The 12312-nt window shown below is 53.9% G+C and carries 7 protein-coding genes; 4 read left to right on the plus strand and 3 right to left on the minus strand.

Features of this window, described 5'->3' with window-relative positions:
- Positions 1 to 292 precede the first annotated feature (292 nt).
- Complete coding sequence (locus tag IE074_RS06845) at positions 293 to 1330, plus strand: DctP family TRAP transporter solute-binding subunit (RefSeq protein ID WP_189384723.1); 1038 nt, start codon at positions 293 to 295, stop codon at positions 1328 to 1330.
- A gap of 47 nt (positions 1331 to 1377) precedes the next feature.
- On the opposite strand, the gene putA is transcribed toward IE074_RS06845, so the two are convergent.
- The gene (gene putA, locus IE074_RS06850; RefSeq protein WP_189384725.1) at positions 1378 to 5202 is read right to left on the minus strand and encodes a trifunctional transcriptional regulator/proline dehydrogenase/L-glutamate gamma-semialdehyde dehydrogenase; all 3825 of its coding nucleotides are present in this window, start codon (positions 5200 to 5202) and stop codon (positions 1378 to 1380) included.
- A 114-nt stretch (positions 5203 to 5316) separates the two neighbouring features.
- Positions 5317 to 6243, minus strand: a complete 927-nt coding sequence (gene ubiA, locus IE074_RS06855) for a 4-hydroxybenzoate octaprenyltransferase (protein ID WP_189384727.1) — start codon at positions 6241 to 6243, stop codon at positions 5317 to 5319.
- Between the two features lie 253 nt (positions 6244 to 6496).
- Between ubiA and IE074_RS06860 the strand changes: the two genes are divergently transcribed.
- The 3 genes from IE074_RS06860 (at position 6497) to aspS (ending at position 10048) form a co-directional block, all read left to right on the plus strand.
- Positions 6497 to 7813: a putative Na+/H+ antiporter gene (locus IE074_RS06860; RefSeq protein WP_189384728.1), complete on the plus strand. Its 1317-nt coding sequence runs from the start codon at positions 6497 to 6499 to the stop codon at positions 7811 to 7813.
- A gap of 137 nt (positions 7814 to 7950) precedes the next feature.
- On the plus strand, positions 7951 to 8184 hold the full coding sequence (locus IE074_RS06865; RefSeq protein ID WP_373297786.1) for an FmdB family zinc ribbon protein: 234 nt from the start codon (positions 7951 to 7953) through the stop codon (positions 8182 to 8184).
- Positions 8185 to 8257: 73 nt separating this feature from the next.
- Positions 8258 to 10048 (plus strand): aspartate--tRNA ligase, encoded by a 1791-nt coding sequence (aspS, locus tag IE074_RS06870; protein WP_189384730.1) that lies wholly within the window; start codon positions 8258 to 8260, stop codon positions 10046 to 10048.
- A 263-nt stretch (positions 10049 to 10311) separates the two neighbouring features.
- On the opposite strand, the gene acs is transcribed toward aspS, so the two are convergent.
- The gene (gene acs, locus IE074_RS06875) at positions 10312 to 12273 is read right to left on the minus strand and encodes an acetate--CoA ligase (protein ID WP_189384731.1); all 1962 of its coding nucleotides are present in this window, start codon (positions 12271 to 12273) and stop codon (positions 10312 to 10314) included.
- Positions 12274 to 12312: the final 39 nt, after the last annotated feature.

Genomic DNA, 12312 nt, shown 5'->3' on the forward strand with positions numbered 1-12312 from the left:
AGTCTAAGAATGGAGTGGTCGTTTTATTTTATTATTTATGCGGGTTAACCCTTTGAACGTATTGATTTAATTTTCCGGGTTATTGTTTTATCGGGCTATCGGTGCCGTTGTTTATTTGTGTAGTGAAAATACGTAGTTACATACTGTGCCAGCTCAGATAGAATGACCTGATTTGTTTTATTCTTGAAGGAGTAGCGCAGTGTCGGGGTGTTTTTTTGGGTTCGGTCATGCGTTTGCCAAGGTATCCAGGCTCTCAGGTTTTAAATTTAAATATTAATTCAAGGAATCCAGAATGAAATTCAGTGCCCTGGTAAAGGCATTTTCATTGTTTTTTGCAGCCATGGCCTGTTTGTCTGTTACCAGTGCCCAGGCCAATAATTATAAATCGGAATACAAGCTGTCCATTGTCGTGAATGCGACATCACCCTGGGAGCAGGGGGCTCAAATCTGGTCGGATCTGGTCAGGGAAAGAACCGAAGGCCGGATTAATATCAAGATCTATCGCGGTGCCTCACTGGTTCAGGGAGAGCAAACCCGTGAATTTACCGCCATTCGCCAGGGGGTGATTGATATGGCCGTAGGTTCAACCATTAACTGGTCACCGCAAATCCGTCAGCTGAATATTTTTTCCATGCCATTTCTGCTGCCCGATGATGCGGCACTGGATGCGCTGGTGCAGGGCGAGGTGGGCAAGCAGTTGTTCGCGCTGATTGATAAAGCCGGTGTGGTGCCACTGGCCTGGGGTGAAAACGGCTTTCGCCAAATCAGTAATGCCAGACAGGCCATCCAATTGCCAGAAGACATGAAAGGGCTGAAGCTGCGTGTGGTGGGGGCACCGCTGTATATGGATATATTGACTGCATTGGGTGCCAGCCCAGTGCCCATGAGCTGGGCCGAGGCACAACCTGCGCTGGCCAATGGGACGGTAGAAGGGCAGGAAAACCCCCTGTCCATTTACCTGGGTTCCAGGCTTTATGACGCAGGTCAAAAATACCTGACACTGTGGAATTATATGAATGATCCGCTGGTGTTTGTGGTGAATAAAAACATTTGGAACAGCTGGACTGAACAGGACAGGGAAATTGTCCGACAGGCCGCACTGGATGCCGCCACGCAGGAAATTGCCATTGCCCGTAAAGGGGTTGCACCTGAAGATGATTCAGTGTTAAAGGAAATTGCCAGTCATGGTGTAGAGATAATCCGCCTGACACCCGAACAGCATAATGCCTTCGTCAAGGCAACCCGACCCGTTTTTGATAAATGGAAAGAACGGATCGGCCCAGAGCTGGTTGAGCAGGCCCTGCAGGATATTGAAAACCGCAAGAAGTAATTGACTGGCTTCTCATTCAATTTCAGCAGGGCCTTTTTGTTTATTTATTACCCGATGGTCATCAGGCTGGCATTGCCGCCTGCCGCTGCGGTATTGGTGCTGATGCTTTGCTCATGCACCAGGCCCAGCCAGGGGTATTGTTTGCCCTGAATGATTTCTTCCGGGCTTAATCCATAGGCAATCATAATGGGGCCCTTGCGCTGGCTCAGGCGCAGGTTCAGGTTGCGCAGGTCGTCGCTGTCCCCTTCAAACAAAACGGCATCAAAGGCGGCGTCGTCAAGCTGGCTATCGGAAATCAGGCTGGCCTGTTCACGCAGGCCTGCCTCTGCCTTGTCAAGCCATTGGCGGGTATCGGGGGAGTCAATAAACAGTGCACGGTTGCCGGTGGCGCCAATCTGGTGCAGCTGGGTGGTAAAGCCCTGTTCGCTTTGTGCAAACGCCAGCACCGTTCCGCGGGGTACCAGGCGGTACACGTTTGCTTCCCCGGTGGGGCCGGGCAGTGAGAGCGTCAGGCTCTCGGGCTGGCCCGGATTGAAGGGGGCGGGCAGCTGGTCGTTACCCTGGGACAGCAGGCGGAACAAATACAGGGGGCCGCCCGCTTTGGGTCCGGTACCCGACAGACCCTGGCCGCCAAAGGGTTGTACGCCTACCACCGCTCCTACAATATTGCGGTTGACATAAATGTTGCCGGCATGAATGCGGTTGGACAGGTGGGTAATGGTTTCATCAATCCGGGAATGAATGCCAAAGGTCAGGCCATAACCGGTATGGTTGATGGCATCGACCAGGGTATCCAGATTCTGCCGCTGGTAACGAACCACGTGCAGGACAGGTCCAAACACCTCACGCTCCAGCTCTGCTATATCATTGATTTCAATCAGGGCAGGCGCAACGAAGGTGCCAAACTCGGTGTTCTTGTCCAGGGAAATCTGTTCAACCCGGTGGCCGGCCTGACGCATTTTTTCAATATGGCGTTCAATAACCGTTTTGGCTTCCTGGTCAATCACGGGGCCCACATCGGCAGACAGCAGGTCGGGCCGGCTAACCGAGAGTTCTTTCATGGCACCCTTGAGCATGGTCAGGATATGGTCGGCGGCGTCTTCCTGCAGGCATAAAATACGCAGGGCCGAACAACGCTGGCCGGCCGAATCAAAGGCCGAATTCAGGACATCAAACACCACCTGTTCGGGCAGTGCCGATGAATCGACAATGAGTGCGTTCTGGCCACCGGTTTCAGCAATCAGGGGAATGGCGTGGCCATGTGGGTCAAGCCTGCCCGAGAGTTTTCCGGCCAGGATGCGGGCCACTTCGGTAGAACCGGTAAACATCACACCACGGATGGCTTCGTGTGAAACCAGCTGGTCACCCACGGTTTCACCCTGGCCAGGCATGAGTTGCACGGCTTCACGTGGAATACCGGCGGCATGCAAAATGGCCACTGCCTGGGCGGCTATCAGGGGGGTCTGTTCGGCAGGTTTGGCCAATACCGTATTGCCGGCTGCCAGGGCTGCGCTGACCTGGCCGGTGAAAATGGCCAGCGGGAAGTTCCAGGGGCTGATGCAAACCACCGGCCCTAACGGGCGATGGACGTCTTCCTTGAAGTGCAGTTCAATCTGTTCGGCGTAATAACGCAAAAAGTCTACCGCCTCACGGACTTCGGCAATCGCATTGGGCAGTGATTTGCCGGCTTCACGGATAATCAGGCCCAGCATCACCTGCATATTGTTTTCCATGAGCTGGGCAGCGGTGCGCAGGCAGTGTGCGCGTTCCTTAATGGGGGTTGCCTGCCAGATGGGTGCCATATTCACCGATGCCTCAACGGCCTGGCGGACGTCATCCTCGCTCGCCTCGATCACCTTGCCTACTTCATCACGATGATCGGCAGGGTTCAGGCAGGCAATGGCGCGCCCGTCATTCCAGGCTTCTTCGGGCAGAAGGGTGGGCGCAGCCCGCCAGGCCTGGGTGGCACTGTTCAGCAAGGCGGCAGACAGGGATCCAAGGCGGTGTTCGTTGCTTAAATCAATGCCTGCTGAATTCTGGCGTTTGCTGTCAAGGCCGTGTTTGCTGGAGTGATAAATGTCCAGCGGCAGGGGGATTTTCTCATGCGGGGCACCCAGTGGCGTGATGCGGGTAACGGTTTCCAGCGGATTTTCCACCAGCGCGTTGATATCAATGCTTTCGTCGGCAATCTGGTTTACAAAAGACGTGTTGGCACCGTTTTCCAGCAGGCGGCGTACCAGGTAGGCCAGCAGGGTTTCGTGGGTGCCAACGGGGGCATAGACGCGGCAGGGACGATTCAGCTTTTTGGGCCCAACCACTTCTTCATAAAGCGGCTCTCCCATGCCATGCAGGCACTGGAACTCGTACTGGCCGGGGTAATAGTTTTTGCCGGCCAGATGATAAATGGCAGACAGGGTTTGGGCATTATGGGTGGCAAATTGCGGGAAGACGGCGTCGGGTGCGTCAAGCAGTTTGCGGGCGCAGGCCAGATAGGCCACATCGGTATAGGACTTGCGGGTATATACCGGATAGCCTTCCAGACCTTCCACCTGGGCCCGCTTGATTTCGCTGTCCCAGTAAGCGCCCTTGACCAGGCGTATCATCAGGCGGTGATGGGTGCGCCGGCCAAGGTCAATCACATAATCAATCACATACGGCGCCCGCTTCTGGTAGGCCTGGATCACAAAGCCAATGCCGTTCCAGCCGTCAAATTCGCTGTTGTGGCAAAGGGCTTCCAGCAGGTCCAGCGACAGCTCCAGGCGGTCGGCTTCCTCTGCATCAATGTTAAGGCCAATGTCATAGGACTTGGCCAGTTTGGTTAAGGCGACCAGGCGCGGCAGCAGCTCGGTCATGACCCGTTCGCGCTGGGCACGGGAATAACGCGGATGCAGGGCGGACAGCTTGATGGAAATGCCCGGTCCTTCGTAAATGCCACGGCCTTGTGAGGCCTTGCCAATGGCGTGAATGGCCTGTTCGTAGGAGTCATAGTAGCGTTGGGCATCCGCCATGGTGGTGGCGGCCTCGCCCAGCATGTCATAGCTGTAACGGAAACCCCGGGCTTCAAATTTACGGCTGTTGGCCAGTGCGGCGGAAATGGTTTGTCCGGAAACGAACTGTTCACCCATCATGCGCATGGCCATGTTTACACCCTGGCGAATCAGGGGTTCGCCACCCTTGCCGATTAAGCGGGTAAGCGCCGAGGAAAGGTTTTGTTCGCTATTGACCGCCACCAGCTTGCCCGTTAGCATCAGACCCCAGGTGGCGGCATTGACAAACACCGAAGAAGAACCACCCATATGCGATTTCCAGTCACCACGACTTAATTTGTCCCGAATCAGGGCGTCACGGGTGGCTTTGTCGGGGATGCGTAACAGGGCTTCGGCCAGACACATCAGGGCAACCCCTTCCTGGCTGGACAGGGCAAACTCCTGAATCAGGCCTTCAACGCCACCTGAAGGGCTTTTGTTTTTAAGGGCTTTCACCAGCGACAGGGCCATTTCCCGGGTTTGTTCGGGCTGGGCAATATGTGCCTGCTCCAGCAATATGGGCAGGCATTCGGTTTCGGGACGACGGTAGGCCGAGGTAATGGCCGCACGCAAGACGGACTGGGGCTGGATATCCTGGCCGAATTCATAAAACGGAGGATTAACCGCATCATTGTCAGGGATTTCAAGATCGCCTTCACCAGGCTGGAGTATCAAATGAGCCAGTTCTTCGGGGGTGTGCCCCCGTTCGATCTGGTCCAGATAGGCCAGCAGGGCCTGCTTGTGGAGCCAGTGCGGGGTGCAGTTGAGTTTGCTGGCATTGTGCTGCAAACGTTCTTTCAGGGTGGAATCAACCTTGATTCCCAGGGTAGTGTTATTGTTGGCCATTTTTTTCTGCCGTCATGGGTTGTTCATGACAGCATAGGTTATAGATTTTTACGGCCGTGCAATATTAGGGTTAACCATTAAATCAAAAAGGTTAACCCAATGAAAGTAAATTATTTATATAGAGGTAGCGCTACCCAGCAGGGCGCCGGCAATCAGGAAGATTCCGGTCCAGATATTGGCGCGAAACAGGGCAAAGCTTTTATCCCGGCGGTTAATGTCGAAGGTGTACAGTTGCCAGAAAAAATGCAGCACAATAATAGCCATGAAGACGCCGTAACCCCAGCCCATACCCATGTCAAGGCCCGCCCAGATCCACAGGAGGGAGGTTGCCGCATAAAATCCGCTTAGCCAGATCAGGCCTTTTTCACCAAATTTCAGGGCGGTTGAACGCAGTCCGAGTTTGATATCGTCTTGCATGTCGGCATAGGCATAAATGGTGTCATAGCCAATTTGCCACATTACGGCACCCAGCCACATGGCAATGGCTGCGGCGGGAACGGTGTTTTGCGTGTCTGACCAGGCCATTAACATGCCCCAGTTAAAGGCAACACCCAACACGGCCTGTGGCCAGTAGGTAAACCTTTTGCAAAGCGGATAAATAAACACAATGGGTACCAGCAAGACGGCCAGCCAGCGGCTGTAACTGTTAATGAAAAACAGCAGGCTGGCCGCCAGGGCCAATTGGGCGAACAGGAATACATACGCCTGTTTAAGGGTGATCTGGCCGCTGGTTAAGGGGCGGTAACGGGTGCGGGCCACGTGTTTGTCAAAATCGCGATCGCAAATATCATTAATGGTGCAACCCGCACTGCGCATGAGCAGGGCGCCCAGGCAAAAAATAAACAGGCGCCAGAAATCAGGCAGGCCGTTGGCTGCCTGGATAAGGGCGGCGATGCAAGGCAGCAGGGTAAGCCAGGTGCCAATGGGGCGATCCAGTCGGCAGATGCGGGCATACGGCCCCCAAGAGGCGGGCAGGTACCGCTTGACCCAGTCGTTATGGTGAATATCGCTTAAATCGGGTTGTTGGGTGTTAACAGTCATTAATTTTGCGCATTGGTTCAGGTGAAAGTAGCCGCATTTTAACGTGTTTATAAGGTTCGCGGCAAAACCGGGGCGGTTGCGGTCAGTCGGCGAATAAATTGCAAAAGTATGTTGCGCAACCGCGCCAGGGTGGTTTGACAGCGTTTGTTTCATATACAATCATTTCCTTTGGTAACAGATCGGGCACTTCAATCGCTGTTTTTTTTGGCTGCCTTCTGTTTGATTGGTCACCTTGTTTTCAGGTTCATTTCGTATGCCCGGTTATATAGAGACACTTGCAACGGTTTTGTTTGCAATCGCCATTATTCATACTTTTTCGGTTTCTTATTTTGCAAAGCTGGCTCACAGGAATGGCCCGCACGCGGGCATGTGGCATCTGCTGTCTGAAGTGGAAGGCGTGTTTGGTGTCTGGGCAGCCATTCTTATTGTTGTGATGGCACTGGCCAGTGGCATGAATAACGCGGTTGAATACATGGACAGCCGCAATTTTACCGAACCCCTGTTTGTGTTTGCCATCATGGTGGTGGCGGCCAGCCGTCCGATTCTTCAATTGGTGAGTGATGTGGTTCGCTTTATTGCCAGGGTGGCGCCAGTACAAACCGAAGTGGCCACGTTTTTCATTACCCTGTCGCTGGTGCCATTGGCTGGCTCTTTCATTACCGAACCGGCTGCCATGACCCTGGCTGCACTTATGTTAAAGGAAGGTTTTTTTACCCGTAGCGGCAATGTGCGCTTCAAATACCTGGCCCTGGGTGTTTTGTTCGTGAATGTCTCTATTGGCGGCGTGCTAACCGCCTACGCTGCGCCACCGGTACTGATGGTGGCGCAAACCTTTGGCTGGGATAGCCTGTACATGGCCACACATTTTGGCTGGAAGGCGGCTGTTGCCGTGATTGCCAATGCTTTTATCATTACCATGATTTGCCACAAAGACATCAAGTCCCGTGCGGTCGGTACGGGGCGCGGCATCAATGCTCCCAAAAACCAAAATGCTGAAAAGGCACGCCCTCCAGTACCCTTTAGCGTGATTCTGGTACATTTGCTTTTTCTGGTCGGGATTGTTTTGTTTGCCCACCATGTAGCCATTTTCCTGGGTCTGCTAATGCTTTTCATTGGTTATTGCGAAGCCTATAAGCACCATCAAGACCGGCTCATGATTCGTGAAGGCTTAATGGTTGGTTTCTTTCTGGCGGGTCTGGTCATTCTGGGCGGATTGCAGCAATGGTGGCTGCAAGACCTGCTGGGTGGCATGTCACCCACCGTGCTGTATTGGGGTGCCATGGCCTTAACGGCTGTGACCGATAATGCCGCCCTGACCTATCTGGGCTCTTTGGTGGAAGGCACCAACGAAATCTGGCGCTATATGCTGGTGGCGGGTGCGGTCACCGGGGGCGGCTTGACCGTGATTGCCAATGCGCCTAACCCGGCCGGGTTTTCCATCCTGCGCGGCTGCTTCCCCCACGGTTCGATTTCACCAAAATGGCTGCTGGTGTCAGCATTGTTGCCAACACTGATGGCGGCCATCATGTTTTTATTGCCTGTACAGATTCTTGGAAGTACAGGCTTGTAAAAACACGTTAAAATAAACGGTTTTATTGGATATTACATTGGGCAAGGTGTATTTGGCCTGCCCATGTATCTTTTTTTGTGAGTTAAGCTGTGCCAATTTATGCATATAAATGCAGCGCTTGCGGTCATGAGCAGGATGTGCTGCAAAAAATGTCTGATGAACCCCTTACCGTTTGTCCTGAATGCAATCAGGAAACCTACGCCAAACAGGTTACCGCAGCAGGTTTTCAATTAAAAGGAACGGGGTGGTATGTGACCGATTTCCGTGGCGGCAGCGCTTCTTCCGGCGATGCCTCAGCCAGTGCCGGCTCATCGTCCACGTCAGCGGGCAGTACCGCTTCCACATCAGGAAGCAGCAGTACTTCAGCTTGATTTTTAACTAGAATATCACCGGCATTGCTGGCGCAATGCCGATTGTTTACAGATTTTTCGGAGCATTTCAATTATGCGTACCTGCTATACCGGTCAGGTTTGTCTTGATCACCTGGATCAAACCGTTACATTATTTGGTTGGGTGCATCGTCGTCGCGATCATGGTGGCGTTATTTTTATCGACTTGCGCGATCGTGAAGGGCTTGCCCAAATCGTTTTTGATCCCGACAATGAAGCCGCATTTGAAATTGCCGAAAGCATTCGCAATGAATACTGTATCCGTATTACCGGTCTGGTGCGCAACCGTCCCGAAGGCACGATCAACCCCGAGCTGAAGTCCGGCGAGGTTGAAATCCTGTGCCGTGAAGTTGAAGTCCTGAACGCCTCGGTAACCCCGCCGTTCCAGCTTGATGACGACAACCTGTCAGAAACCACCCGCCTTACCCATCGTGTGCTTGACCTGCGTCGTCCGCAAATGCAGCGCAACCTCATGTTGCGTTACCGCGTTTCCATTGAGGTGCGCAAGTACCTGGACAACCTGGGTTTTATCGATATTGAAACCCCCATGCTGACCAAGAGCACGCCAGAAGGTGCCCGCGATTACCTGGTACCTTCCCGTGTTCATGATGGCCAGTTCTTTGCGCTGCCACAGTCTCCGCAGCTGTTCAAGCAAATGTTAATGGTATCCGGCTTCGACCGTTATTACCAAATCACCAAATGCTTCCGCGACGAAGACTTGCGCGCCGACCGCCAGCCCGAATTCACCCAGATCGACTGCGAAACCTCGTTCCTGAACGAAGAGCAGATCCGTGAAATTTTTGAAGGCATGCTGCGTCATATCTTCAAGGTTGTGCAAGGTGTGGATCTTGACGCCACTTTCCCGATCATGTCCTGGGATGAAGCCATGAGCCGCTTTGGTTCAGACAAGCCCGACATGCGCGTGAAACTTGAGTTCACTGAATTGACCGATGTCATGAAAGACGTTGATTTCAAAGTCTTCTCGGGTGCTGCCAACCAGGCAGGTGGCCGTGTGGTTGCCCTGCGCGTACCCAACGGTGCGGCCCTGTCACGCAAGGAAATCGACGACTACACCCAATTCGTGGCTATTTACGGTGCCAAGGGCCTGGCCTGGATCAAGGTCAATGAAGTGGCCAAGGGCCGTGATGGCCTGCAGTCACCCATTGTGAAAAACATTCACGATGCGGCCCTGGCAGAAATCATCAAACGTACCGGTGCCCAGGATGGCGATATCCTGTTCTTTGGTGCCGACAAGGCCAAAGTGGTTAACGACGCGATTGGTGCCCTGCGCGTCAAGCTGGGCCATAGCGATTTTGCCAAAGAACACGGTCTGTTTGAAAAAACCTGGAAACCCCTGTGGATTGTTGACTTCCCGATGTTTGAATACGACGAGGAAGAAGAGCGTTATACCGCTGCACATCATCCCTTTACCAGTCCCAAAGACGGTCATGAAGACTACCTCGAGACCGATCCTTCCAAAGCCTATGCCAAGGCCTATGACCTGGTGCTTAATGGCTGGGAAGTGGGCGGCGGCTCTGTTCGTATTCACCGTGAAGAAGTCCAGAGCAAGGTATTCCGTGCCCTGAAAATCAACGCTGAAGAAGCCCGTGCAAAATTTGGCTTCCTGCTGGATGCGCTGCAGTACGGCGCTCCTCCGCACGGTGGCCTGGCATTCGGCCTGGATCGCCTGGTCACATTAATGGCCGGCGCCGATTCTATCCGTGACGTGATTGCCTTCCCGAAAACCCAGCGTGCACAATGCCTGCTAACCCAGGCGCCTTCTGCCGTAGACGAGAAACAATTGCGTGAGCTGCATATCCGCCTGCGCAATATTGAAGTGAAATAAGCATACCACCCCGTACTCGTACTCGTCGTACTCGTTCCCACGCTCCTGCGTGGGAATGCAGACCACCCCGTCGCTTTGCGCCACCCCTCCGCGGGAGGGGAATTATTTGGGGCTTCGTTGGGCGGTTTGGTTAGGCTAGAACCACCCCGGCGCTTTGCGCCACCCCTCCGCGGGAGGGGAATTATTTGGTGCTTCGTTGGGCGGTTTGGTTAGGCTAGAACCACCCCGGCGCTTCGCGCCACCCCTCCATGGGAGGGGAATGTTTAAATGCTTTCGCTTAGCTGCTCCATTACATGTGGGTTTTCCAGGGTGGAAATGTCCTGGGTAACGGTTTCACCCTTGGCCAGGGTTCTTAGCAGGCGGCGCATGATTTTGCCTGAGCGGGTCTTGGGCAGGTTTTCACCAAAGCGGATGTCATCGGGCTGGGCAATCTTGCCAATTTCATGAGCCACCCAGCTCTTCAGTTCGGCAGCCACTTTTTGGGCCTCATCGCCTTCGGGGCGATTGCCTTTCAATACCACAAAGGCCACCACCGCTTCGCCCTTGACGTCGTGCGGCTTGCCAACCACGGCGGCCTCGGCCACCAGCGGGTTGGCCACCAGGGCCGATTCAATTTCCATGGTGCCCAGGCGGTGTCCGGAAACGTTCAGGACGTCGTCAATACGGCCCATGATCCAGATATAACCTTGTTCATCGCGATAGGCAGAATCACCGGCCAGATACATCTTGCCACCGAACTCATCGGGGAAATAGGTTGAGGCGAAGCGGGCATCATCGCGCCAGATGGTGCGCAGCAGTGACGGGAAAGGTCGCTTGATAACCAGCGAGCCGCCTTTGCCTTGTTCTACCGAGGCACCGGACTCATCAACAATATCGGCCATAATGCCGGGCAACGGCAGGGTGCATGAGCCGGGCTTGATGGAGAAAGCACCGGGAATGGGGGCAATCATATGCGCCCCGGTTTCGGTTTGCCACCAGGTGTCCACAATGGGGCAGCGGCTTTGGCCAACGGTTTCGTAATACCACATCCAGGCTTCGGGGTTGATGGGCTCACCCACGGAACCCAGCAGGCGCAATGAAGAAAGGTCAAACTTGCCAGGCAAATCGGGGCCCAGCTTGATCAGGGAACGGATGGCGGTAGGGGCGGTATAGAAAGTGGTGACCTTGTGTTTTTCGATCATTTGCCAGAAGCGGGAGGCGTCGGGGTAAGTAGGCACGCCTTCGAACACGATCTGGGTGGCACCCACGGCCAGCGGTGCGTAGCAGATAAAGGTATGGCCGGTAATCCAGCCCACATCGGCCGTGCACCAGAACACATCATTGGATTTGTAATCAAACACCCAGCGCATGGATAAAACGCCGCCCAGCAGATAACCGCCAGTACTGTGCTGAACCCCTTTGGGTTTGCCGGTACTGCCCGAGGTATACAGAATGAACAGGGGGTCTTCGGCGTTCATCCATTCGGGTTCGCACTGACTGGCCTGGCCCTGGATGACATCGTGCCACCAGAGGTCGTGCGACTCGTTCCAGGGCGTGTCGCTATCGGTGCGTTTGAGCACGATCACTTTTTCAACGCTGGTGCAGTCGCCATGCGACAGCGCTTCGTCAACGGTTGATTTCAGCGGGGTGAACTTGCCGCCACGCACGCTTTCATTCGCGGTAACAATGATCTTGGCTTCGGCATCCTTGATGCGATCACGCACGGCACCTGAAGAAAAACCACCAAAAACCACGGAATGGATGGCACCAATACGGGCGCAGGCCTGCATCGCGATCACGGCTTCGGCGGTCATGGGCATGTAAATAACCACGCGATCGCCTTTACGCACGCCCAGACTTTTCAGGCCATTGGCAAACTGGCAGACGCTGTCATGCAGCTGCTGGTAGGTAATGTGTTCGCTCTGGCCATCATCTTTTTCATAAATAATGGCGGTTTTGTTGGCTTTGTCGATAAGATGACGGTCTATGCAGTTATAGGAGGCATTCAGCTCACCATCGGCAAACCATTTATAGAAAGGGGCCTTGCTTTCATCAAGTACCTGTGTAAAAGGCTTTTTCCATGTCAGGTTCTCCCTGGCGGCATCTGCCCAAAAGCCCTCGTAATCTTCATTGGCCTTGTTGCACAGCGCGTTGTAGGCATCGCTGCTGATATTGGCGTTATTTACAAAATCATCGTTGGGTTGGAAGACCCGGCTTTCTTTCAATACTGATTCAATTGCTGACATGATTTGTCCCTTGTGTTTTAGTTAAAATTCAATCGTTGC

The sequence above is a fragment of the Advenella faeciporci genome (genome assembly GCF_014652395.1).
GTDB lineage: Bacteria > Pseudomonadota > Gammaproteobacteria > Burkholderiales > Burkholderiaceae_B > Advenella > Advenella faeciporci.